Here is a 22,892-nt window from a genome sequence, read left to right as displayed (position 1 = left end):
TGCCGCACAATGAAGGCGTGACGATCCACTCGGACCACCCGTTCGTACCCGCTGAGGGCGACCGCGACCAGCTGCGCCGCGTACGCGGGCGGATGCCGGCACCCGTCACGGTGTGGGCGACCGGCGATGGCGCCCAGCGGCGCGGGCTGACCGTGTCGTCGCTGCTGCTCGCGGCGGGGGAGCCGGACCGGGTTCTGGGCCTGATCGACCCGGACTCCGACTTCTGGGAGTCCGAGCCGGCGACCTGGACCGTCAACGTGCTCGGCGCCGAGCACCGGTTCCTCGCCGACGCGTTCGCCGGCACCGCACCGGCCCCCGGAGGACCGTTCACGCTGGGGGACTGGACGGACGGCGAGTGGGGTCCCGTGCTGACCGGCACCGCAGGCTGGATCGGCGTACGCCGGGACGAGTCCGAACCCCGTCAGGTCGGCTGGGGGCTGCTGGTCGAGGGCATCGTCGAATCCGTGAGCGTCGGCGACGCCGCCGCGCTGGTGCACCTGCGCGGCCGCTACCGCGACCTCGACGCAAGCGACTGAGGCCTGCCGACTCGGCGCAGATGGCCCACGTCGATAGACTGACCGCTATGGCTGAGAGCGGGGAGGAGACATCGATGAGCGTTCTCGCGAACCTGACCGGACCCTCCGACCTGCGCGGCATGAGCGACGACGACCTGGCCGCGCTGGCGACCGAGATCCGCGAGCTGCTGATCACGTCGGTCGCCTCCAACGGCGGACACCTCGGACCCAACCTCGGCGTCGTCGAGCTCGGCATGGCGATCCACCGGGTGTTCGACTCACCCCGCGACCGGGTCGTCTGGGACACCGGCCACCAGGCGTACGTCCACAAGATGCTGACCGGCCGCGCTGGGCAGTTCGGGACGCTGCGCAAGGAGGGTGGGCTGTCGGGATACCCGAGCCGCTCCGAGTCCGAGCACGACTGGGTCGAGAACTCGCACGCGTCGACGAGCCTGTCGTACGCCGACGGCATGGCCAAGGCCAACCTGCTGCTGGGCAAGGACGACCACGTCGTCGCGGTCATCGGCGACGGCGCGCTGACCGGCGGCATGGCCTGGGAGGCGCTCAACAACATCGCCGCCGACAACGACCGCCGCCTTGTCGTGGTCGTCAACGACAACGGCCGCTCCTACACCCCGACCGTCGGCGGGCTCGCCAACCGGCTCACCGAGATTCGCACCAATCCCAAGTACGAACCCGCGCTCGGCGCGATCAAGGAGCGGCTCAACCGCTCCCGCATCGTGGGCCCCGCAGCGTACGAGGCACTGCACGCGATCAAGAAGGGCGTCAAGGATGCTCTGGCGCCGCAGGGCATGTTCGAGGACCTCGGGCTCAAGTACATCGGCCCCGTCGACGGCCACGACCGGCCCGCCGTCGAGCGCGCGCTGACGCAGGCCAAGAAGTTCGGCGGCCCCGTGCTCGTGCACGTGCTGACGACCAAGGGCCAGGGCTACGACATCGCGGTCGCCAACGAGAACGACCAGATGCATCAGGCCAACCCGTTCGACCGGGCCACCGGCGAGGCGGTCAACGTCGCACCGGCTGGCTGGACCTCGGTGTTCCGCGACGAGATCGTCCGCATCGCCGACGAGCGCCCCGACATCGTGGCGATCACCGCCGCGATGCTCTATCCGGTGGGCCTCGACGCGTTCGCCGACAAGTTCCCCGACCGCGTGTTCGACGTCGGCATCGCCGAGCAGCACGCCGTCACCAGCGCCGCCGGGCTCGCGATGGGCGGCCTGCACCCCGTCGTCGCGGTCTATGCGACGTTCATCAACCGCGCGTTCGACCAGGTGCTGCTCGACGTGGCGCTGCACCAGTGCGGCGTGACGTTCGTGCTCGACCGCGCCGGCGTCACGGGTGACGACGGTGCCAGTCACAACGGCATGTGGGACATGTCCCTGCTGCAGATCGTGCCGCGCCTGCGGCTCGCGGCTCCGCGCGACGGCGCCCAGCTGCGTGAGCTGCTCCGCGAGGCTGTCGAGGTCGACGACGCACCGACCGTCATCCGCTTCGCCAAGGGCGCGGTCTGCGACGACCTGCCGGCGATCGAACGCATCGGCACGACTGACGTCCTCTCGCGCGACGAGGCCAAGGACGTCCTGATCGTCGCGATCGGCTCGTTCGGCCACCTCGGCGCCGACGCGGCCGAGATCGTACGCGCTGCCGGCCACGGCGTGACCGTCGTCGACCCGCGCTGGGTCAAGCCGATCGACCCAGCCTTGGTCGAGCTGGCCTCCGGCTACGGCCTCGTCGTCACGGTGGAGGACAACGGCCGTCACGGTGGTGTCGGCGCCGCGTTCACCCAGGCCGTACGCGATGCGGGCCACGACGTGCCGATCCGCGTGCACGGCGTCGAGCAGGAGTTCCTCGACCACGCCAAGCGCGACGTCATCCTCGAGCGGCTCGGCCTCACGCCGCAGGCCGTCGCTGACGACACGCTCGCCGCGCTGTCGCGGAATAGCACCGACGGGTGAGTGGTTGACCATGGCGATGAAATGGCTACCGCGACGCGAACCTGACGAGACCCCCCGCGAAGGCGACGGTCCGATCCTCATCCATGCCCTCGACGGGTTCCTGGGTGCCGGTTCGGCCGCGCGCATGGCCGCAGAGCAGCTGCGTTCAGGCCACGGCGAGGTCGTCTACGAGTTCGACATCGACGCGATGCTCGACTACCGCGCGCGGCGCCCCATGATCGCGTTCCGCGAGGACCACTACGCGGAGTACGACGACCCGAAGCTGCAGGTCGTCCTCGAGCATGACGACAACGGCATGCCCTACTTCCTGCTGGCCGGCCCGGAGCCGGACTTCCACTGGGAGCAGTTCATCGCCGAGGTCCACGGCTTCATCGAGGAGCACGACGTGCCTCTGACGCTGGGGCTCGGCGCCGTGCCCATGGGCGTGCCCCACACCCGTCCGGCCATGATCACCGCGCACGGCACGCGTCCTGACCTCGTCGACCGCCAGAACCTCTGGTCCGCGCAGGTCATGGTGCCGTCGTCGGCGCAGTCGCTGCTGGAATATCGCCTCGGCCAGTGGGGCCACGACGCCGCGGGCTACGTCGTGCACGTGCCGCACTATCTCGCGCAGATCGACTACCCGACGGCGTCGCTCGCGCTGATCGACGCGTTGGTCGACCGCACGGGCCTCAGCATCAACGTCGACTCACTCAAGGCCCGCCAGGAGGCTGCGCTCGCCGAGATCGAGCAGCAGATCGAGGAGCAGGGCGGGCAGAGCCTGCTCGGCGGCCTCGAGGAGCAGTACGACGCGTTCACCCGGGGCGCGGCCCAGTCGCTGCTCGCCAGCGACGAGGACCTCCCGAGCGGCGACGAGCTGGCCGACCAGTTCGAGCAGTTCCTCGCGAGGCAGCGCAAGAACGAACAAGGCTAGGACTCGCCTCGAGGTCATAGGGCTGACGTCACAAACGCGGGAGCCCTACGCAACGCGACCACCGATAGGGTTGCGGTGTGCCTGCATCCCTGGAAGACGTCGTCGGCCTCCTCAATCTCGAGCAGCTCGAGGTGGGCCTCTACCGGGGCTCCCAGCCCGAGGCGTCGGAGCTGCCGCGGGTGTTCGGCGGCCAGGTCGCCGCGCAGGCGCTGATGGCGGCGCAGCTCACCGTGCCCGAGGAGCGCCACGTGCACTCGTTGCACCTCTACTTCATCCTCGGCGGCGACCCGAGCATCCCGATCGTCTACGACGTCGAGAACGTCCGCGACGGTCGCTCGTTCACCACGAGGCGCGTCGCGGCCCGTCAGCACGGCGAGATCATCTTCTACATGACCGCGTCGTTCCAGGTCGTCGAGGACGGCTGGGACCACCAGGACGCGATGCCCGACGTCCCGTCACCGGACGAGTCCATGCCGCTGACCGACGTCATCGGCGGCCGCGGTTCCGAGGCCGCAGAGTTCTGGAACCGCGAGTGGTCGTCGTTCGACATGCGCTACATCGGCGACAACCGGGCCGAGGACGACCCGCAGCGCCAGCTCGTGCCGGTCGTGCAGCGGCTGTGGTTCCGTGCCGACGGCACGCTCCCGGACTCGCGGATCGTCCACAACGCGGCGTTCACCTACATCAGCGACCTGAGCCTGCTCGGCGCGAGCCTCGTGCCGCACAGCACCTTCATCGGAGCGCCCGACGTCCAGGCCGCCTCGCTCGACCACGTCATCTGGTTCCACCGGCCGATCGCGGCCGACCAGTGGCTCCTGTACGACCAGACGTCGCCGTCGGCGTCCGGGGCACGCGGGCTGAGCACGGCACGGGTCTTCACCGAGGACGGCACGCTCGTCGCGACCGTCGCCCAGGAAGGCCTGATCCGCCGGGTCACCCCGCGCACCTGACTGGTTCCTTGAGCGTGTCGAAAGGACGTCCTCTCGACAAGGTCAAGGAACGAGCGTCACTTGACAGTCGGCAGCGTCCCGACGCTGGGGAAGTTGATCGTCGACGGGTACGTTGCCGAGTTGTGGATCGTGAGCACCGTCAGCGTGCCGAGCAGCTCCGGCAACGTCGGCAGCAGGTGCGGGACGTCGAACGCCTGCACCGCGATCCGCAGCTTGTGACCGGGCAGGATCTTGGCCCGCGTCGGGAAGATCTCGACGTCGATCGGGGCGACCTCGCCCGGCGCCAGCTTCTTCTGCGCCGCCTTGGTGAACGGGTGGAACGGCTGGATCAGCACGCCGTCGAGGTAGCGGGACTTGCTGGTGTCGAGCGCGCGGTGCGAGATGACCTGCCAGCCGCCGGTCAGGCGCTTGACGGTGCCGTCGGGTGCCTCGTCCTCCAGCGCGACCGACAGCATGCCGTCGCCGCCGGCGCTGGAGGCGTACAGGTGAGCGTTGATCGGACCCTGCAGCGTGATCGACTGGGTCAGGGGCTTGGTCGAGAACACCGCGCCGGTCCTGTCGTTCAGCTGGTTGTCGGAGAAGCAGGGCAGCTGTGGGATCAGCAGATTGGGCACCCCGGCGGTCCACTGGTTGGCCGACCGTGTGCACAGTCCGGCCGCCGGGATCGGCAGGATGCTCGACGTGCCGGCGGTTGGCGTGCCGGACGTGAGTCCGCCGGGAGCGCCGAGCAGCGCCGACGTGCCGGAGAGCCTGAGCTTGGCGCCGGTCAGCGACGGCCCGATCCACTTCGTGCTCTTGCGCCACGCGCCGGTGCCCTGCTCGTAGTACGTCAGGTTGGCGATGTCGCTGTTGAGCGTCGGGTCGCTGACGCCCTTGAGGTAGTGGTCGAACCAGCGCAGCTGGAGCTCACCCAACGAGCCGTAGCCGGCCTTGCCGATGTCGGCGCCGCTCGAGGCCTGCAGATGGTCCCACGGGCCGACGATCATCTTGGTCGGGATGCCGCGCTTGTTGAGGTTCTCGAACAGCAGCGGCGTGCCGCGCTGGAACAGGTCGTACTCGCCGGACACGAAGAATGCCGGCACCTTGACCTTGTCGATGACGTTGATGACCGAGCGCTCCTTGTAGAACGCGCCGTCGTACGCCGGATCGCCGCCGAGGAACGCGCTGAGCAGCAGCGGGACCGTGAACGTGCCGGCGCCCGTGAGGTGGTCGAGGAGCTCCTTGATCGCCGAGTCCGGGCTGGTCGCCAGCACTGACGGCGGGATCAGGCCGGTGGACGTGACGAGTCCGAGCCACAGCGGGATGAAGCCGACGTCGAGCTGGCCACCGGAGGCGACGACGTCGCGATAGACGTCGGCGCCGGGCACCTGCGGGAAGATCGCCTTGAGCCCCGGTGGCTGTGCGGCGGCGGCCCACAGCTGGCTGATGCCCATGTAGGACGGGCCGGTCATGCCGGTGATGCCGTTGCTCCACGGGCGCGCCGACGAGTGCGCCCAGGTCATGATCTCGCCGCCGTCCTTGTTCTCCCGCGCGTCGAAGGCCCTCCAGATGCCTTCGGAGCTGCCGGTGCCACGAGCGTCGACGGTGAGCTGCACGTAGCCACGCTTGACCAGGTAGTCCGACCCACCGCCCAAGAACCCACCCGCCGAGGCGATGACCGCCTTGTTGTACGCCGTGATGGTCACGATGACCGGGAACCGTTTGGCGATCGCCTTGCCGTCGGCGCCGGCCGGGCGTACGACATCACCGCGCAGGATCGTGCCGTCGGACATCGGGATCGCCACGTCCCGCTCGGTCACGGTCTTGGGATACTGCTCGGCCCGCGGCGTCCAGGTCGTCGCGGCCGTGGCCGCGGTGGTGCTGAGCGTGAGCGAGGCGGCGATCAGCCCGAGCGCGAGCCCGACGATGGCCAGCAGACGATGAACCGATGTACGAGCGTGCACGAAGAACTCCCAGTGTCGTTGCCGTGATCAACGACACAGAGTAAATCGGAGTTACGCTTCGGTAACAACCCTTCCGACCAGGTGGGTCACGGGCTTCTTGGCGCCCTTGACGCCGAACTCCAGGTCGGTGCCCTCGGACCGCGACCCGAACACGACGGTGCCCGGCAGCAGGATCGGCTTGCGGAACTCGACGTCGACGGCGAACGCGTCGGGCAGCTTGTTCTGCAGGGCCGACAGGCTGCGCGCCAGAGTCCACATGCCGTGGGCGATGTTGGTCGGGAAGCCGAACGCCTTGGCGGTCAGCGGGTAGAGGTGGATCGGGTTGCGGTCACCCGACACCGAGCCGTAGCGGCGGCCGAGGTCGCCCGCGAGCTTCCAGTGGACGACGCCGTCAGGTGCCTCGACTCCAGCCAGGGGAGCGGGCGAGGTCTCTGCCGAGCCGCCCTTGTGGCGCGAGAACAGGGTCGTCACCTCGTCCCAGACGAGCTCGCCCTCGACCGAGATCTCGGTGATGAGGTCAACGAGCGAGCCCTTGGGGTGCGGCCGCAGGTCGGCAGCGCGTACGGACACGTCGAACGTCTCCGCAACACCGAGCGGGCGATGCTGGCGGATCGTGTTGCGCAGGTGCACGAGGCCCATCGGTGCGAACGGAAACGCCGTGTCGGTCATCAGCGCCATGTGCAGGCCGAACGCCGCCATGTGCGGATAGGTCGCCGGGAGGTGGTCGCCGCGAGGGAACCCGCAGACCTCGTTGTAGGCCTCCAGGTGCTTGAGGTCGGTCACGACGCCCTTGCGCTCCAGGACGATCTCCGGCACGGAGCCCTTGGCGTGCTTGATGCCGGGCAGCCCGCCGATCACGGGGAGCGCGGGCAGCACCGCCTTGAGCATCAGCGGCGCGGTCGAGGGCGCCTTGTCGAACGTACGCGTGACCATGTCAGGCTCCGATCAGTGCCTGGCCGCAGACCCGGACGACGTTGCCGGAGATCGCCGACGATCCCGGGTTGGCGTACCAGGCGATGGCCTCGGCGACGTCGATCGGCTGGCCGCCCTGCGACAGCGAGCTGAGCCGGCGGCCCGCCTCGCGGATGCCGAGGGGCATGGTCTTGACCATGTCGGTCTCGATGAACCCGGGGGCGATCGCGTTGACCGTGATGCCGTCCTTGGCGACCCGCTTCGACAGGTCGTTGACGAAGCCGATGACGCCGGCCTTGGCCGTGCCGTAGCTCGTCTGGCCGTTGTTGCCCGCGATGCCGGCGATCGACGAGATGCCGATGACGCGGCCGCCGGGGCGGATGAGCTTGCGCTCCAGCAGCTCCGCGGTGATGCGCTGCGGCGCGCCGACGCTGATGTCGATGACGAGGTTCCAGTTCTCGGTCTTCATGTTCTTGAGCCGCTTGTCGCGGGTGATGCCAGCGTTGTGCACGACGATGTCGACGCCGCCGTGTGCCTTCTTGACGGCGTCGGCGATGACCTTGGGCGCATCAGGAGCGGTGATGTCCTCGGCTATCGCGGTGCCGCCGAGCTCGGCCATGACGGCCTCCAGCTCGGCGGACAGCTGTGGCACGTCGAGGCCGACGATCTGGGCGCCGTCGCGGTGGAGCGTACGAGCCATGGCCTCGCCGAGTCCGCGCGAGGCGCCGGTGATCAGAGCGACCTTGCCGGCGAGCGGCTTGGCGGGATCGGCGACGGGGTCGGCGTCGACGAGCTCGGTGAGCCCGAGGCGGATGACCTGGCCGTCGACGAACGCCGACTTGGGGGAGAGCAGGAACTCCAGCGTCGAACCGAGGGCGTCCTCGGCGCCGATGCCGGCGTAGACGAGGTTGGCCGTGCTGCCGTTGCCGCCGACCTCCTTGCCCGCGGAGCGTACGAACCCTTCGAGGGCGCGCTGCGCGATCGCGGCGGTCTCGGACCCGGCCTGCTCAGGCAGCGTGCCGATCACGACGAGCCGGCCGGAGCTGGCGAGGCTGCGGAGCGCCGGGGTGAAGAACTGCTGCAGGTCGGCAAGTCCTGCAGTGTCGGTGATGCCGGTGGCGTCGAACACGAGGCCCTTGTACGTCTTGCTGTCGGCGCGTACACCCACCGAGGTGATGCCGCTGGACTTGAGCGTCGCGGCGAGCTTCTTGCCGAGCCGGCTGCCGGGAGCGGCGCCAATCAGGACGGTGCCCTTGACGAGCGGAGAGCCCTCTGACCAGCGCTCGAGCACCGGGGGATTGGGCAGACCCAGGTTCTTGACGATGAACTTGCCGATCGGGTTGTGAGCAAGGGACTGATAGCGGTCGGCCATGACTTGGGTGTGTCCTATCTCTCGGATACCATTGGTATCTGGAATGCTCCTGAAACTGTAACCTCATGAAACAGCCCCGTCCACCAGCGTGGATGCGGCGCTCATCACGTTCCAGAACCATCGTTCACGAAGATCGAGGAGACCGCCATGGCGGACACGACACCAGCCAAGAAGGCGCCGGCCACCAAGGCTCCGGCCAAGAAGGCACCCGCGAAGAAGTCGGCCGCGACCAAGGCCGCCGAGACCGTGTCGAGCGTCGCCTCTGCCGCCGCCGGAGCCCAGACCGTACGCCGCGTCGCCGTCATCGGCGGCAACCGCATCCCGTTCGCGCGCTCCAACACCGTCTACACCAACGCCTCCAACCAGGACATGCTCACCGCGGCCCTCGACGGCCTCGTCGAGCGGTTCGGCCTCGAGGGTGAGCGGGTCGGCGAGTTCGCCGCCGGCGCCGTCCTCAAGCACAGCCGCGACTTCAACCTCGCCCGCGAGACGGTCCTCGGCTCCAAGCTGTCGCCCGACACCCCTGCGTACGACGTGCAGCAGGCCTGTGACACCGGCATTCAGGCCGCCGTGCTGGTCGCCAACAAGATCGCGCTCGGCAAGATCGAGTCCGGCATCGCCGGTGGCGCCGACACGACGTCGGACGCCCCGCTGGCCGTCGGCGACAAGCTCCGCAAGATCCTGCTGGAGGCCAACCGGGCCAAGGACAACAAGGGCCGCCTTGCCGCTCTCGCCAAGATCCGCCCGGCCTATCTGGCGCCCGACCAGCCGCGCAACTCCGAGCCGCGCACCGGGCTGTCGATGGGTGACAGCCAGGCCATCACGACCAAGGAGTGGGGCATCACCCGCGAGGCTCAGGACGAGCTCGCGGTCGCGTCGCACCACAACCTCGCCAAGTCCTACGACGAGGGCTGGCAGGACGACCTGATCACGCCGTTCCTCGGGGTCACCAAGGACAACAACCTTCGCCCCGACTCGGCGCTCGACAAGCTCGCCAAGCTCAAGCCGGTGTTCGGCAAGGGTGAGGGCGCCACGATGACCGCGGCCAACTCGACGCCGCTGTCAGACGGCGCCTCGACGGTGCTGCTGGCGTCGGAGGACGAGGCCGCGAAGCACGGCTGGACCCCGCTGGCCTACTTCGTCGACTACGAGACCGCCGCTGTCGACTACGTGTCGGGTGCCGAGGGCCTCCTGATGGCTCCCGTCTACGCCGTGCCGCGCATGCTCGCCCGTCAGGGCCTGACGCTGCAAGACTTCGACTTCTACGAGATCCACGAGGCGTTCGCGAGCCAGGTGCTCACGACGCTCGCGGCGTGGGAGGACCCGATCTTCTGCAAGGAGCGCCTCGGCCTCGACGCCCCGCTCGGCTCGATCGACCGCAGCAAGCTCAACGTCAAGGGCTCGTCGCTCGCGACGGCGCACCCGTTCGCAGCGACCGGCGGGCGTATCGTCGCCAACCTCGCCAAGCTGCTGCACGAGAAGGGCTCGGGCCGTGGCCTGATCTCGATCTGCGCCGCAGGCGGCCAGGGAGTCGTCGCGATCCTCGAGGCCTGATCCTCGCTCCTAGAGCTGCCTCGTGCTCCTTGAACGGCCCTCTGCTCCTTGAGCGGCCCTCTGCTCCTTGAGCTTGTCGAAAGGACGCCACTCACCCTTCGGGGTGGGTGGCGTTCTTCGTTCTTCGGGGTTGCGTTGGAGCGCGCTCCAGCGCCTAGCGTCGATCGCATGACGACATCGACCACCGCTCAGCAACCACTTCCCTCCGGCTTCGACGCCACCACGACCACCGACGACGTGCTCAAGGGCGTCGACCTCACGGGTCGGCTCGCCCTCGTGACCGGGGGCTACTCCGGCATCGGGATCGAGACGACCCGAGCGCTCGTCGATGCCGGCGCGGAGGTGATCGTGCCGGCGCGCCGGGTCGAGACGGCTCTCGAGCAGCTGGCTGGCCTTGACCGGGTGGCCGTCGACGCACTCGATCTCGGCGATCTCGAAAGCGTACGAACGTTTGCCGAGCGCTTCCTGGCAACGAACCGAACCCTCGACATCCTGGTCGACAGCGCCGGCATCATGGCCGCACCCGAGACGCGAGTCGGCCCGGGCTGGGAGTCTCAGCTCGCCACCAACCACCTCGGTCACTTCGCGCTCGTCAACCGCCTCTGGCCCGCGATCGAGCCGGACGGCGCGCGCGTCGTCTCGGTGAGCTCGCGCGGGCACCACTTCTCGCCGATCCGGTGGGACGATCCACACTTCCAGCAGGGCTACGACAAGTGGCTCGCGTACGGCCAGTCCAAGACCGCGAACTCGCTGTTCGCCGTCCAGCTCGACGCATTGGGCCGTGACTCCGGCGTGCGTGCGTTCGCGGTGCACCCGGGCGCCATCCTCACGGGGCTGGTCCGCCACATGTCGATGGCCGAGCAGGTCGAGGCCGGCTATCTCGACGAGCAGGGCAACCTGATCGATCCACGGTTCAAGTCGCCGGAGGCAGGTGCCGCGACGCAGGTGTGGGCGGCGACTTCGCAGCAGCTCGACGACAGGGGAGGGCTGTACCTCGAGGACGTCGACATCGCCGCGCCCTGGACGGAGGATCAGGTCTACACGGGCGTCAAGGACTGGGCGATCGACGAGGGTGAAGCCGAGCGACTCTGGACCTGGTCGGCCGAGCTGACCGGAGTCGACGCCTTCGCCTGATCTGGCGAATGCTCCCGGCGGCGGCCTAAGGTGTCGCAACGGGGAATCACCCAGGGAGCCGAGCCCATGACGGCACGCAGTGAGACGTACGACGAGTCGCTCGCCAAGGCGCACGAGCACGTACGCCGCTGGCTGTCCTCGATCGACGACCGGCCGATCGGGCCGCGGGTCACCGCCGGCGAGCTGCTCGCCAGTGTCGGCGGGCCGCTGCCTGACGGCGGCCTGGATCCCGCCGGTGTGGTCGACGAGCTCGCCGCCAAGGCCGACCCAGGGCTCATGGCGATCGCTTCTGGGCGATTCTTCGGCTGGGTCATGGGCGGGACGCTGCCGGCCGGGCTTGCGGCCGACTGGCTCGTCAGCGGCTGGGACCAGAACGCCGGCATGCGCTACTCGACGCCGGCCACCGCCGCGCTCGAGGAGGCGGCCGCGAGCTGGCTTCTCGAGCTGTTGCGCCTGCCGCCGACGGCCGATGTCGGCTTCGTCACCGGCGCGACGATGGCCAACTTCACGTGTCTCGCCGCGGCTCGGCATGCCGCGCTGGCCACGGCGGGCTGGGATGTCGAGCGCGACGGACTGACCGGCGCACCACAGGTGCACGTCCTCGTCGGCGCGGAACGACACGACACGATCGACCTGGCCTTGCGCTATCTCGGACTCGGACAGCCGTCGCCCGTCGCCGCCGACGAGGAGGGACGCATCCGCGTCGATGCCCTCGCCGAGGCGCTGGCGGCGATCCCGGATGGCGCCCCGATCGTCCTGTGCCTGCAGGCCGGCAACGTGCACTCCGGCGCGTTCGACCCGTTCGCCGAGGCAGTCCGCCTCGCCCATGCACGCGGCGCGTGGGTGCACGTCGACGGCGCGTTCGGGCTCTGGGCTGCGGCAACACCGGCACTGAGTCATCTGGTCGAGGGGCTCGCCGTTGCCGACTCGTGGACGACGGACGCGCACAAGACGCTCAACGTCCCGTACGACTGTGGGCTCGCGATCGTCGCCGACTCGGCCTCGATGCGGGCGGCGATGGGCGTGCACGCGAGCTATCTGGTGCCCGACGAGACGGGTCCCGGCGATCCGTATGAGAAGGTGCCGGAGCTGTCGCGCCGGGCGCGTGGCGTGCCGGTCTGGGCGGTCCTGCGGTCGCTGGGGCGCAGGGGAGTGGTCGACCTGGTCGACGGTCTGACGACGAATGCCCGCGCCATTGCCGCCGGGCTCGCCGAGATCGACGGGGTCGAGGTGCTCAACGACGTCGTCTACACCCAGATCTGCGTGTCGTTCGGCAGCGACGAACGTACGCGGGAGGTCACGGCGCGACTGATCGCCGACGGCACGACGTGGATGTCGGGCTCGCGCTGGCACGATCGGGACGTGCTGCGGATCTCGGTCAGCAACTGGTCGACGGATGCCGAGGACGTACGGCTGTCGGTCGACGCCGTGCGGGCCGCTGTGTCAGCGTGACGGCTCGGCGCGGGCCATCGCGACCGCGGCGTGCTGCAGATAGGTCTTGACCTCGTCGAACGGTACGGCGTCGACAGCCGGCAGGCCGGGGTTCTGCTCGCGGACGGACAGCTGGAGCGTCGTGAGGTTCATGACGCCGAGGGCCTGCGTGTAAAAGATGTTGGCCAGCAGGTTGGGATCGCGTACGTGGAACTCGCCGGCCTTGACCCCGGCCTCGAGCACGTCGACGACGTGGTTGAGGCACGCCGCCATCGCCCTGCCGAGGTCGAACATGACCCGCTCGCTGACCTCCTCCATGAGCTCGTCGCCGCGGCGACGCAGGAGAGTCTGGGCGCAGTCGACGAACGCCGGATAGGTCGACCCGAAGTCGAGGAACACCACGACGAGGTGCTCGAGGCGGGCGACGGGCTCGAGCGTCTCGTCGTCAGAGGTCTGGAGCGTCTTGGCGAGCTCGTCGAGGTAGCCGACGAGGGTCTCGGCGAACAGCTCCTCCTTGCCGGAGAAGTGCCGGTAGATGATCGCCCGGTTGATGCCGACGGCCCGGGCGATGTCCTCGATCTGCGCGTCGCGGACGCCTCGTTCGTCGAAGAGCGCGCGCGTGGCGTCGAGGATCTCCCTCTTGCGCTCAGCGCGGCGTTCCGAGACGGGCATGACAGTCACTTTAGAGGGCTTTGTCGGTGGCGAGACGTAGGCTCGTAGGTATGCGTTCCGTGTCAGAGCTCCAGCGCCAGGTGGCGCCCATCGAGGTCGTCTCCGACTACCAGCCCGCCGGTGACCAGCCGGCGGCGATCGCCGAGCTCGAACGCCGGATCAACGCCGGCATCAAGGACAACGTGCTGCTCGGCGCGACCGGCACCGGCAAGACCGCGACGACCGCGTGGTTGGCCGAGCGGCTGCAGCGGCCGATGCTCGTGATGATGCCCAACAAGCTGCTTGCGGCCCAGTTCGCCAACGAGCTGCGTGAGCTGCTGCCCAACAACGCGGTCGAATACTTCGTCTCCTACTACGACTACTACCAACCCGAGGCCTACATCGCGCAGAGCGACACCTACATCGAGAAGGACTCCTCGGTCAACGAAGAGGTCGAGCGTCTGCGCCACTCGGCGACGTGGTCGCTGCTGACCCGTCGCGACGTCATCGTGGTGGCCACGGTGTCCTGCATCTACGGTCTCGGCTCGGCGCAGGAATACCTCGAGCGCATGATCGGCTTCAAGGTCGGCGAAGAGCTGCCGCGCGAGCAGCTGCTGCGCACCCTCGTGCAGGCCCAATACGTCCGCAACGACGTCGCCTCGACGCGTGGCACGTTCCGGGTCAAGGGCGACACGGTCGAGATCTTCCCGGTCTACCAGGAGCATGCCGTACGGGTGGAGTTCTTCGGCGACGAGATCGAGCGGCTCATGACGTTGCACCCGCTGACCGGCGAGGTGCTCAGCGACGACCAGGAGCTCTATGTCGGCGCTGCGACGCACTACGCCGCCGGCCAGGAGACCATGAACCGGGCGATGCGCACGATCGAGGTCGAGCTCGAGGAGCGGCTCGCCGAGCTCGAGGGCGAGGGCAAGCTGCTCGAGGCCCAGCGGCTGCGCATGCGCACGACCTATGACCTCGAGATGATGCAGCAGGTCGGCACGTGCGCCGGCATCGAGAACTACTCACGCCACATGGACGGTCGCGGTCCGGGCACGCCGGGTCACTGCCTGCTCGACTACTTCCCCGACGACTTCGTCCTGGTCGTCGACGAGTCCCACGTGACGATCCCGCAGATCGGTGCGATGTACGAAGGCGACATGTCCCGCAAGCGCTCGCTCGTCGAGCACGGCTTCCGCCTGCCGAGCGCGATGGACAACCGGCCGCTCAAGTGGGCCGAGTTCCTCGAGCGCATCGGCCAGACGGTCTACCTCTCGGCGACCCCGGGCAATTACGAGATGGAGAAGGTCCAGGGCGATGTCGTCGAGCAGATCATCCGCCCGACCGGCCTGATCGACCCCGAAGTCATCGTCAAGCCGACCAAGGGCCAGATCGACGACCTGATCACCCAGATCCGGCTGCGCACCGACCGCGAGGAGCGCGTGCTCGTCACGACGCTGACCAAGAAGATGTCCGAGGACCTCACCGACTACCTCCTCGAGGCCGGCATCCGCACCCGCTATCTCCACAGTGAGGTCGACACGCTGCGTCGCGTCGAGCTGCTGCGCGAGCTGCGCATGGGGGAGTACGACGTGCTGGTCGGCATCAACCTGCTCCGTGAGGGACTCGACCTGCCCGAGGTGAGCCTCGTCGCGATCCTCGACGCCGACAAGGAGGGCTTCCTGCGCTCGGGCCGGTCTCTCATCCAGACGATCGGTCGTGCGGCGCGCAACGTGTCGGGCCAGGTCATCATGTACGCCGACACGATCACCGACTCGATGGGCTGGGCGATCGAGGAGACCAACCGGCGCCGCGAGAAGCAGGTCGCCTACAACACGGCCAACGGCATCGACCCGACGCCGTTGCGCAAGAAGATCGGCGACATCACGGACATGCTGGCCCGTGAGGACGCCGACACCGCGACGCTGCTGGCCGCGACCGGCGACAAGCGGCGCAAGGGTGCTCCGGTCCCGCTCGGACACACCGCCGACCTCGCCAACCTGCCGTCGGGTGAGCTCGCGGATCTGATCGAGCAGCTCAGCGAGCAGATGCGGGCCGCGGCGGCCGAGCTGCAGTTCGAAGTCGCGGCGCGCCTGCGCGACGAGATCGGCGACCTCAAGAAGGAGCTCCGCAGCATGCTCCAGGCCGGCGTCTGAGGCTGGGTCTCGATACACCCGCTCGTCCCTCGCGAGCACTCGACCAGCGCCTCACGTAAGTGGCTGGTACGGGCACAATGACCTCGTGACCGATGTCCTGCTCAACGAGCGTGTCCGTGCCGTCATCGACCCCACCAGGGGTGCCCGGCTCACGAGTCTGGCCATCGACGGTCATGAGGTGCTGGGCCGGGCGACCAGCTCCGCCATCGACCCGGCGATCGCCGACGGCTGCTTCCCGATGGTCCCGTGGGCCGGCCGGGTCCGCGACGGCCTGATCGCGCTGGACGGCACGACGTACGAGCTGCCGCATACCGACGGGACCCACGCCCTGCACGGACTCGGCCATGTGGCGGCGTGGGAGCGCGTGGCGCAAGGGGCGTACGAGCGGGGGATCGGAGACCCTTGGCCGACCGAGGGTGTCGCCACGCTGACCTACGAGCTGCTCGACGACGGCGTCCGCATCGAGCTGTCGTGGGACGACGACACCGAGGCGCCGTGCTCGATCGGCCTCCACCCGTGGTTCAGGCGCCGGCTCGACACCGGCGGCGAGCTCATGGCGTCGCTGCAGCCCGAGGTCATGGTGGAGCGCGGCGCCGATGGGCTGCCGACCGGAGCGCTCGTCGACCCGACGTCAGGACCGTGGGACGACTGCTTCCGTCTTGCCTCGTCGCCCGTGCTGACGTGGCCCGGAGCGTTGGAGCTGACGCTCGAGTCCTCGGCTGCCTGGTGGGTCGTCTACGACGAACCCCGCGACACCGTCTGCGTCGAGCCGCAGACCGCCCCGCCCGACGCGTTCGGTCACCGAGCGCTGCAGCCCGACGGTCCGTGGCCGCGCGGCGTCTGGCTCGAGATGCGCGGCCGCGCCCTATAGCAACGTTCGGCAGATCCTGCCCGGCGTGTCACCTCGTGGTACGCCGCCGGTGGGCGACGGAATCGGGTCATCGTGGGAGGACACCCCGACCACCAAGGAGACATCCCATGACCGTCACCGACGAGTTCATCGAGGCCAACAAGTCGTACCAGGAGGGCTTCAACGGGCCGCTCCCGCTGCCGCCGGCGCGCAAGGTCGCCGTCGTCGCGTGCATGGACGCTCGGCTCGACCCTGCGAAGGTCCTCGGCATCAACGAGGGTGACGCCCACGTGATCCGCAACGCCGGAGGCGTCGTGACGGAGGACGCGCTGCGTTCGCTGGCGATCAGCCAGCGGCTCCTGGGCACCGAGGAGATCGTCCTGGTGCACCACACGGACTGCGGCATGGTCACGTTCACCGATGACGGCTTCCGCCAGGACATCGAGAAGGACACCGGGATCCGGCCGACCTGGGCGGCGGAGGCGTTCCCGGACGCCGCAGAGGACGTCAAGCAGGGCATCAACCGGATCAGGTCCAACCCGTTCATCCCCCACAAGGACAACATCCGGGGTTTCGTGTTCGACGTCGCCACTGGCTCGATCGACGAGGTCTGAGCTCCGCGGCACGACGCATGGTTCGAGCACCCTCCAGCGTCTGCAAGAATGTTGCGTGGAGGGGAGTATTCCCCGATCGCAACGTCGTCATCACGGAGACTCCCAGCAGTCGCCCGGTGTTGCGGGCCGCATCGCGCGGCGGAAGAGACCTCCGGCGTCCTGACGACCGGAGGTACCCCCTGTGATCCTGCCCTTTGCCGAGAGCTCCGCCGACACCGTAGGCATGTCGGTCTCCCAGACCGAGTGGTTCGTGACGATCGGCGTGACGGTCGCCGTGCTGCTGTTCGACGTCATCATCGTGGCGCGCAAGCCGCACGAGCCGACGCTCAAGGAGTGCGCGATCTATCTCGCCGGCTACATCGGCCTCGCGGTCGCGTTCGGCATCTGGGTGACGGTCCACCACAACGTCCCTGAGAAGGGCGGCGACTTCGGCCTGCAGTTCTTCGCCGGCTGGTTGACCGAGTACAGCCTCTCGATCGACAACCTGTTCATCTTCTTGATCATCATGGCGAGCTTCAAGGTGCCCAGGAAGCTGCAGCAGGAGGCGCTGCTGGTCGGCATCATCATCGCGCTGGTGTTCCGCGGCATCTTCATCGCACTCGGCGCGGTCGCGATCGAGAACTTCTCGTGGATCTTCTACATCTTCGGCGCATTCCTGCTGTGGACCGCCTACACGCTGGTCAAGGACACCGACCACGACGACGACGGCGAGAACGGCGTCGTCCGCTTCGCCCGCCGCTACTTCAACACCAAGAACGAGTGGCACGGGCTCAAGCTGTTCATCAAGGAGAACAAGAAGACCTTCATCACGCCGATGTTCCTGGTCATCCTGTCGCTCGGCACGACCGATCTGCTGTTCGCGCTCGACTCGATCCCGGCGATCTACGGTCTGACCAAGGAGCCCTACCTCGTCTTCACCGCCAACGTGTTCGCATTGATGGGCCTGCGCCAGCTCTACTTCCTGCTCGGCGACCTGCTCAAGCGTCTGATCTACCTGTCGCAGGGCCTCGCGCTGCTGCTGGCGTTCATCGGCGTCAAGCTCGTGCTGCACGCCCTGCACACCAACGAGCTGCCGTTCATCAACGGTGGCGAGCACTTCGACGTACCGGAGATCCCGACGCTGCTGAGCCTCGGTGTGATCGTCGCAATCCTGTCGATCACCGCGGTGGTCAGCCTGACGGTCTCGTCGCGACGAGAGCGTCAGGGCTGACCCAGCGTCACGGCAGCTCGTGGGGCGGGATGTCCTCGGGATCGGTGATCTCGAGGTCCTCGCCCTGCGCTCGGCGGTGCAGGTAGATCGGCACCGACAGGATGAGGCCGAGCGCCAGCAGCAGCCCGGCGACGACGTACTGGTCGCCGTCGCGCCCTGACAACGGCGTCACGAGGTAGAGGCATGCCGCGGATCCGACGAGCGCTACCGCCGTCTTGGTGCGGAAGTGCTCGTGCTCGACCCGGTCGTGACGCAGGACCAGCACCGCGACATTGACCACGGCAAAGACCCCCAACAGCAGCAGTGCTGTGGTGCCGCCGAGCACCGCGACCGCGTCGTCGCTGGCGTTGGCAACGTACGCGATGAGGGCCAGTGACAGTGCAGTGGTGAAGATGATCGCTGCCCAGGGGGTCTGGTTCTTGCTGTGCACCTTCGCCAGGCCCTTGGGCAGGACGCCCTGGCGGGACATGCCGTAGAGCAGCCGGCTGGCCATCATCATGTTGATCAGAGCTGAGTTGGCGACCGCGAACATCGAGATGAACGGCAGGATGTCGTCGGCCGGGAGGCTCGGTGCCGCGGCCGTGACGACCTGGACCAGCGGGGGAGCCTTGCCCGGGTCGGAGAGGGCGCCGACAGGCACCAGCGCCACCGCGCAGATCGACACGAGCACGTAGATGACGGCGGTGATGCCGAGGCCGGTGAGCATCATGCGCGGGAAGATCCTGCTGGGCTCGTGGCACTCCTCAGCCATGTTGACGGAGTCCTCGAAACCGACCATCGCGAAGAACGCCAACGACGTCGCCGTGGTGACGGCCAGGAAGACGTTCTTGTCGTCCGGGGTGTCGAAGGCGACGACGCGCGACCAGTCACCGTCACCTCCCGCCAAGGCATAGAACCCGAGCAGGATGACGAGCACCAGGCCCGACAGCTCGATGAGGGTCAGGACGACGTTGGCCTTGACGCTCTCGCTGGCGCCACGGAAGTTGACCACTGCCACGAGCAGCATGAACGCCATCGCCATGAGCATGATCTCGGAGTCGCTGGCATCCCAGTTGACGCCGCTGGCGAGGTTGTCCGCAAATGCGTTCGATGCCGTCGAGGCCGACGTGATGCCCGAGCACATGACCGCGAACGCCACGATGAAGGTGAAGAAGTGGACGCCGAAGGCCTTGTGGACATACAGGGCCGCGCCGGCGGCCTGGGGATACTTCGTCACGAGCTCGAGGTAGGAGAACGCGGTCAGGAGGGCGACGAAGAACGCCACGAGGAACGGCAACCAGGCAGCACCACCCACCTCGGCGGCGACCTGGCCGGTGAGTGCATAGATGCCCGTGCCGAGGATGTCGCCCACGATGAAGAGCAACAGGAGCTTGGGTCCCATGACCCTTCGGAGCTCGGTCTCGGGTCTCGGATTCGACGTGTCAGTGCTCATGGTGGCCCCCTTGTGCCCGCGCCCGGTCGGACGCGACCTGGGTCTCAGCCTTCCCCGAGTGACCCGTGGCCGCAACCGGGCAGTGTAGTTTCGACCCGTGGTTGACGTAAGGGGAAGAGTCTCCGGATGGATCGGCAAGCTGGTCGTGCGACGCATCCAGAAGAAGGGCATCGACCTCTCACGCATCTCCTTCATCCCTGAGCCGACCAAGGTCCCGCTGCAGCGCAACGGCCTCGACCCGGTCCCGAGGATCGCCGAGATCCGCGCCACCGAGCCGATGCACCAGCTCGACCTGCCCTTCAACTTCCGGGCCTTCCTGGTCACCGGTTACGAGGAGTCGCGCCGCATCCTCACGGACCGCGACTCGTACTCCAACGACATCCGGCACATGTTCCACGGCGACGGACCGGCCACCTCCGACGACATCGGCGGGCTCGGGTTCACCGATCCGCCGCTGCACACGCGGCTGCGCAAGATCGTGACGCCTGAGTTCACGATGCGCCGGCTGGCGCGGCTCGAGCCGATGATCAGTGAGATCGTCGACCGGCAGCTCGACAATCTCTCGAGCGAGGGTTCGGGCGCCGACCTGGCCAAACACGTCGCATTCCCCGTGCCGTTCCAGACCATCTGCGCCCTGTTGGGCCTCGACTACGAGGACCGCGACGCGTTCGAGAAGCTCGGCAGCGCCCGGTTTGACGCCACGAACGGCGGCGCCGCTGCGTTCGGTGCGGTGTCGGAGCAGCGCGAGTTCCTGTTCGAGGCCGTCGCCAAGCAGCGCAAGGAGCCCGGACCGGGCCTGATCGGGCAGATCCTGCGCGACGAGGGCGACACGATCTCCGACGTCGATCTCGCGGGTCTGGCCGACGGGGTGTTCACCGGCGGGTTCGAGACGACTGCCGGCATGATCGCGCTCGGCACGATCGTCCTGCTGCGCGATCCCGCCTACGCCGAGCTGATTCGCAAGGGTGATCCCGACGATGTCGACCGCGTCGTCGAGGAGCTGCTGCGCTATCTCGCGGTCGTGCAGGTCGCGTTCCCGCGCTTCGCCAAGCAGGACATGATGCTCTTCGGCCAGCAGCTCAGGGCCGGTGACGTCGTCCTGGCCTCGCTGAGCGGAGCCAACCGCGACCCGAGTTCAGCAGGGGAGCGGCCCGATGAGTTCGATCCCTACCGCACGCCGTCGAGCGGTCATCTCGCGTTCGGCCACGGCATCCACCGGTGCATCGGCGCCGAGCTCGCCCGCATGGAGCTGCGCATCGCGCTGCCCAAGCTGTTCCAGCGGTTCCCGGACCTCGCGCTCGCCAAGCCGCAGGAAGAGCTGAGCTTCCGCCAGCTGTCCTTCGTCTACGGCGTCGACGAGCTGCCCGTCACCTTCTGACGTGGCCGCCACCCACGCGCGTACCGCCGCGGAGATCGAGGACTGGTTCGACGACCACGGGCTGCCGTACTTCACGGGTGATCACGCGGACCAGATCGAGAAGTGGCTCTCGCGCAAACGCATCACCGCCGTCATCGCGTTGATCGTGGCGACGTCGATCGGCGTCGCGGTCGCGGTGGGAGTGCTTGCCGACGACCCCAAGTGGGGACCGGCCGCCGGCATCGCCCTGTTCCTGGCGTCCCTCGGGCTGTTCGCCGGACGGCTGCTCCGGATGGGCACGATGCTTCGCTGGGCCGCACGACGTACGTTCGGGTCCCTGGGGCTGATGTTCCCGCTGCTGACCCGGGCCTTGCCGCTGCTGCTCCTCGCGGTGACATTCCTGTTCATCAACGCCGAGGTCTGGCAGGTCGCCGCGCTGATGTCGCGCAACGTGCTGTGGTCGGCGGTGGCGTTCTTCGCGGTGATCGCGACGGTGTTCCTGCTCGTACGTCTGCCGGAGGAGGTGCGTCGCGTCGAGCGTGAGGTCGCCGGCGAGCGGCTCGCCGACTGCTGCGTGGGCACACCCGCCGCCGAGGCGGCTCGCTCGATCACGGCTGCACCGGCTGAGCTGCCGCGCGTGGCCAGGGTCAACCTCGTTCTCGTCCTGTTGTTCAACCAGGCGATCCAGGTGTTGCTGCTGAGCCTCGGCTTGTTCGTCTTCTTCGTCGTCTTCGGCCACCTCACGATCTCCAACGACACAGTGATGTCGTGGACGCAGCAGGACCACGTCACCGATCTGCCGTCGCAGTTCGGCAAGCACCTGCCGGTGACGAACGAGCTCTTCCAGGTCGCTGTCTTCCTCGCGTCGTTCGCGGGCCTCTACTTCACGGTCTACGCGGTCACCGATGAGACGTACCGCTCGCAGTTCTTCGAGGGCCTCTCGACCGAGCTCGAGCAGGCGGTGGCGGTCAACGCCGTCTACGTCTCGCTGCCCAAGGACGAATAGCTGTTGCGCGCATCGCATCGCGAGCGCACGATGAAGGCATGGCGCGCAGGAAGCTGACGCTCCACGAGCATCACCGGCGGTGGGGCATCTACACCGCACTCGTCGTCTTCATCGCGGCGGGCGCGGCGATCATCATCGCCATCGCGCGTGACGGCGAGATCGACCGCGAGCCATGGGGCTACGTCGCGGTCGCGGTGGCGATCCTGTCGGCGGTCGCAGGCCTGGTGCTGGCGTTCGCCCAGGCGGCGTACGAGAGCCAGGGTCACCACCGCTGAGCCAGTTATGATCCGGAGCATGCGCCGTGTGCTCCTCGCAGCCGTGACGGCCGTTGCGGTGGCAGCGGTGTCGTTCGGTGTGGGCTGGGTCGCGAGCGGTGCTGATGAACGTACGGGCGTGAGTCGTCCGGCGTCGGTCGCGCATCTCAAGCCGCTGCCGGTGCCGCGGGTCATCATCCCGGACGGGCCATGGGCCGACCCGCATCCGCCTCTGCCGGCACCCGTCGCCATGCCGTCGATCGCCCGGGGCTTCGTCGGCGAGCTGTTCCGAGCGCTCGGCGTTGACCTGGACACTGACGCTTTCGTCGCCGGCTGATCGATGCGCCCGTTCCTCGCTGTTCTGGTCGCGGTGGTCGCGCTCTCGGGCTGCTCGGGCCCGGTTTCGTACGAGCAGACGTGGCCAAAGTCCTACGAGAGGACGACGTGTGCGGAGTGGCAGCGCACGATGAGCGACGAGCAGCAGTTCGCCGCTGCGGGCGACCTGTTGCGGGCACACCTCAAGCGTAACGGCGGAGACGAGCGGCCGAGTCTGGCGTCGATTCAGGACTTCGCGGCTGTGCTTGGCCAAGGTTGCGCCAACCACTCCACATCGACGGTCGCCGAGATCGGCAACGGCATCGCCTTGCCGGACTGACGTGCGGGGA

At 68.3% G+C, this 22,892-nt stretch carries 21 protein-coding genes; 16 read left to right on the top strand and 5 right to left on the bottom strand.

Features of this window, described 5'->3' with window-relative positions; translation table 11 throughout:
• Positions 1-17 precede the first annotated feature (17 nt).
• From ESP70_RS02025 to ESP70_RS02010, 4 genes are all read left to right on the top strand, one after another.
• Complete coding sequence (locus tag ESP70_RS02025) at positions 18-536, top strand: flavin reductase family protein (protein ID WP_149687703.1); 519 nt, start codon at positions 18-20, stop codon at positions 534-536.
• A 74-nt stretch (positions 537-610) separates the two neighbouring features.
• Positions 611-2,491: a 1-deoxy-D-xylulose-5-phosphate synthase gene (gene dxs / locus ESP70_RS02020; protein ID WP_149687702.1), complete on the top strand. Its 1,881-nt coding sequence runs from the start codon at positions 611-613 to the stop codon at positions 2,489-2,491.
• A 16-nt stretch (positions 2,492-2,507) separates the two neighbouring features.
• On the top strand, positions 2,508-3,404 hold the full coding sequence (locus ESP70_RS02015) for a proteasome assembly chaperone family protein (protein WP_149687701.1): 897 nt from the start codon (positions 2,508-2,510) through the stop codon (positions 3,402-3,404).
• Between the two features lie 77 nt (positions 3,405-3,481).
• Entirely contained in the window at positions 3,482-4,354 is an 873-nt protein-coding gene (locus tag ESP70_RS02010; protein WP_149687700.1) for an acyl-CoA thioesterase, read from the top strand.
• A 56-nt stretch (positions 4,355-4,410) separates the two neighbouring features.
• On the opposite strand, the gene ESP70_RS02005 is transcribed toward ESP70_RS02010, so the two are convergent.
• Genes ESP70_RS02005 through ESP70_RS01995 form a run of 3 tightly spaced genes read right to left on the bottom strand, consistent with a single transcriptional unit; the run spans position 4,411 to position 8,581 of the window.
• Positions 4,411-6,297 (bottom strand): CocE/NonD family hydrolase, encoded by a 1,887-nt coding sequence (locus ESP70_RS02005; protein WP_149687699.1) that lies wholly within the window; start codon positions 6,295-6,297, stop codon positions 4,411-4,413.
• A gap of 51 nt (positions 6,298-6,348) precedes the next feature.
• Positions 6,349-7,230 carry a MaoC family dehydratase gene (locus ESP70_RS02000; protein WP_149687698.1) on the bottom strand — a complete coding sequence of 294 codons (882 nt, stop codon included), beginning with the start codon at positions 7,228-7,230 and terminating at the stop codon, positions 6,349-6,351.
• Position 7,231: 1 nt separating this feature from the next.
• On the bottom strand, positions 7,232-8,581 hold the full coding sequence (locus ESP70_RS01995) for a 3-oxoacyl-ACP reductase (RefSeq protein ID WP_149687697.1): 1,350 nt from the start codon (positions 8,579-8,581) through the stop codon (positions 7,232-7,234).
• 147 nt (positions 8,582-8,728) lie between these two features.
• Between ESP70_RS01995 and ESP70_RS01990 the strand changes: the two genes are divergently transcribed.
• From ESP70_RS01990 to ESP70_RS01980, 3 genes are all read left to right on the top strand, one after another.
• Positions 8,729-10,135: an acetyl-CoA C-acetyltransferase gene (locus ESP70_RS01990; RefSeq protein WP_149687696.1), complete on the top strand. Its 1,407-nt coding sequence runs from the start codon at positions 8,729-8,731 to the stop codon at positions 10,133-10,135.
• 168 nt (positions 10,136-10,303) lie between these two features.
• A complete protein-coding gene (locus tag ESP70_RS01985; RefSeq protein ID WP_149687695.1) occupies positions 10,304-11,269 on the top strand; it encodes an SDR family NAD(P)-dependent oxidoreductase in 966 nt (321 codons plus the stop codon).
• A gap of 66 nt (positions 11,270-11,335) precedes the next feature.
• On the top strand, positions 11,336-12,721 hold the full coding sequence (locus ESP70_RS01980; RefSeq protein ID WP_149687694.1) for a pyridoxal phosphate-dependent decarboxylase family protein: 1,386 nt from the start codon (positions 11,336-11,338) through the stop codon (positions 12,719-12,721).
• Here ESP70_RS01980 and ESP70_RS01975 read toward each other — a convergent pair.
• A complete protein-coding gene (locus ESP70_RS01975; protein ID WP_149687693.1) occupies positions 12,713-13,372 on the bottom strand; it encodes a TetR/AcrR family transcriptional regulator in 660 nt (219 codons plus the stop codon). The genes ESP70_RS01980 and ESP70_RS01975 overlap by 9 nt on opposite strands.
• A 50-nt stretch (positions 13,373-13,422) precedes the next feature.
• On the opposite strand from ESP70_RS01975, the gene uvrB reads away from it, so the two are divergent.
• The 4 genes from uvrB to ESP70_RS01955 all read left to right on the top strand — a co-directional run bounded on the left by uvrB (position 13,423) and on the right by ESP70_RS01955 (position 18,178).
• Positions 13,423-15,504 (top strand): excinuclease ABC subunit UvrB, encoded by a 2,082-nt coding sequence (gene uvrB, locus ESP70_RS01970; protein ID WP_149687692.1) that lies wholly within the window; start codon positions 13,423-13,425, stop codon positions 15,502-15,504.
• A gap of 85 nt (positions 15,505-15,589) precedes the next feature.
• Positions 15,590-16,375, top strand: coding sequence for an aldose 1-epimerase (locus ESP70_RS01965; protein ID WP_149687691.1), 786 nt, complete (start codon positions 15,590-15,592; stop codon positions 16,373-16,375).
• A 107-nt stretch (positions 16,376-16,482) separates the two neighbouring features.
• Entirely contained in the window at positions 16,483-16,968 is a 486-nt protein-coding gene (locus tag ESP70_RS01960) for a beta-class carbonic anhydrase (protein WP_149687690.1), read from the top strand.
• A 223-nt stretch (positions 16,969-17,191) separates the two neighbouring features.
• A complete protein-coding gene (locus ESP70_RS01955; RefSeq protein ID WP_149688533.1) occupies positions 17,192-18,178 on the top strand; it encodes a TerC family protein in 987 nt (328 codons plus the stop codon).
• 7 nt (positions 18,179-18,185) lie between these two features.
• On the opposite strand, the gene ESP70_RS01950 is transcribed toward ESP70_RS01955, so the two are convergent.
• Complete coding sequence (locus ESP70_RS01950) at positions 18,186-19,610, bottom strand: APC family permease (RefSeq protein WP_149687689.1); 1,425 nt, start codon at positions 19,608-19,610, stop codon at positions 18,186-18,188.
• 97 nt (positions 19,611-19,707) lie between these two features.
• Between ESP70_RS01950 and ESP70_RS01945 the strand changes: the two genes are divergently transcribed.
• The 5 genes from ESP70_RS01945 to ESP70_RS01925 all read left to right on the top strand — a co-directional run bounded on the left by ESP70_RS01945 (position 19,708) and on the right by ESP70_RS01925 (position 22,882).
• Complete coding sequence (locus tag ESP70_RS01945; RefSeq protein ID WP_149687688.1) at positions 19,708-20,988, top strand: cytochrome P450; 1,281 nt, start codon at positions 19,708-19,710, stop codon at positions 20,986-20,988.
• 1 nt (position 20,989) lies between these two features.
• Positions 20,990-21,973: a hypothetical protein gene (locus tag ESP70_RS01940; protein WP_149687687.1), complete on the top strand. Its 984-nt coding sequence runs from the start codon at positions 20,990-20,992 to the stop codon at positions 21,971-21,973.
• A 38-nt stretch (positions 21,974-22,011) separates the two neighbouring features.
• Positions 22,012-22,248: a hypothetical protein gene (locus tag ESP70_RS01935; RefSeq protein ID WP_149687686.1), complete on the top strand. Its 237-nt coding sequence runs from the start codon at positions 22,012-22,014 to the stop codon at positions 22,246-22,248.
• Positions 22,249-22,267: 19 nt separating this feature from the next.
• Positions 22,268-22,564 (top strand): hypothetical protein, encoded by a 297-nt coding sequence (locus ESP70_RS01930; protein WP_149687685.1) that lies wholly within the window; start codon positions 22,268-22,270, stop codon positions 22,562-22,564.
• 129 nt (positions 22,565-22,693) lie between these two features.
• The gene (locus tag ESP70_RS01925) at positions 22,694-22,882 is read left to right on the top strand and encodes a hypothetical protein (protein WP_149687684.1); all 189 of its coding nucleotides are present in this window, start codon (positions 22,694-22,696) and stop codon (positions 22,880-22,882) included.
• Positions 22,883-22,892 lie beyond the last annotated feature (10 nt).

The sequence above is a fragment of the Aeromicrobium ginsengisoli genome (assembly GCF_004134905.2).
In the GTDB taxonomy this organism is placed as follows: domain Bacteria; phylum Actinomycetota; class Actinomycetes; order Propionibacteriales; family Nocardioidaceae; genus Aeromicrobium; species Aeromicrobium ginsengisoli.
This window is presented reverse-complemented; position numbering and strand designations above follow the sequence as displayed.

Coding starts and splice junctions, on each gene's coding strand:
- dxs (WP_149687702.1), top strand. CDS start 611: ATGAGCGTTCTCGCGAACCTGACCGGACCCTCCGACCTGCGCGGCATG.
- ESP70_RS02015 (WP_149687701.1), top strand. CDS start 2,508: ATGAAATGGCTACCGCGACGCGAACCTGACGAGACCCCCCGCGAAGGC.
- ESP70_RS02000 (WP_149687698.1), bottom strand. CDS start 7,230: ATGGTCACGCGTACGTTCGACAAGGCGCCCTCGACCGCGCCGCTGATG.
- ESP70_RS01995 (WP_149687697.1), bottom strand. CDS start 8,581: ATGGCCGACCGCTATCAGTCCCTTGCTCACAACCCGATCGGCAAGTTC.
- ESP70_RS01990 (WP_149687696.1), top strand. CDS start 8,729: ATGGCGGACACGACACCAGCCAAGAAGGCGCCGGCCACCAAGGCTCCG.
- ESP70_RS01985 (WP_149687695.1), top strand. CDS start 10,304: ATGACGACATCGACCACCGCTCAGCAACCACTTCCCTCCGGCTTCGAC.
- ESP70_RS01980 (WP_149687694.1), top strand. CDS start 11,336: ATGACGGCACGCAGTGAGACGTACGACGAGTCGCTCGCCAAGGCGCAC.
- ESP70_RS01975 (WP_149687693.1), bottom strand. CDS start 13,372: ATGCCCGTCTCGGAACGCCGCGCTGAGCGCAAGAGGGAGATCCTCGAC.
- uvrB (WP_149687692.1), top strand. CDS start 13,423: ATGCGTTCCGTGTCAGAGCTCCAGCGCCAGGTGGCGCCCATCGAGGTC.
- ESP70_RS01960 (WP_149687690.1), top strand. CDS start 16,483: ATGACCGTCACCGACGAGTTCATCGAGGCCAACAAGTCGTACCAGGAG.
- ESP70_RS01955 (WP_149688533.1), top strand. CDS start 17,192: ATGTCGGTCTCCCAGACCGAGTGGTTCGTGACGATCGGCGTGACGGTC.
- ESP70_RS01950 (WP_149687689.1), bottom strand. CDS start 19,610: ATGAGCACTGACACGTCGAATCCGAGACCCGAGACCGAGCTCCGAAGG.
- ESP70_RS01935 (WP_149687686.1), top strand. CDS start 22,012: ATGGCGCGCAGGAAGCTGACGCTCCACGAGCATCACCGGCGGTGGGGC.
- ESP70_RS01930 (WP_149687685.1), top strand. CDS start 22,268: ATGCGCCGTGTGCTCCTCGCAGCCGTGACGGCCGTTGCGGTGGCAGCG.
- ESP70_RS01925 (WP_149687684.1), top strand. CDS start 22,694: ATGAGCGACGAGCAGCAGTTCGCCGCTGCGGGCGACCTGTTGCGGGCA.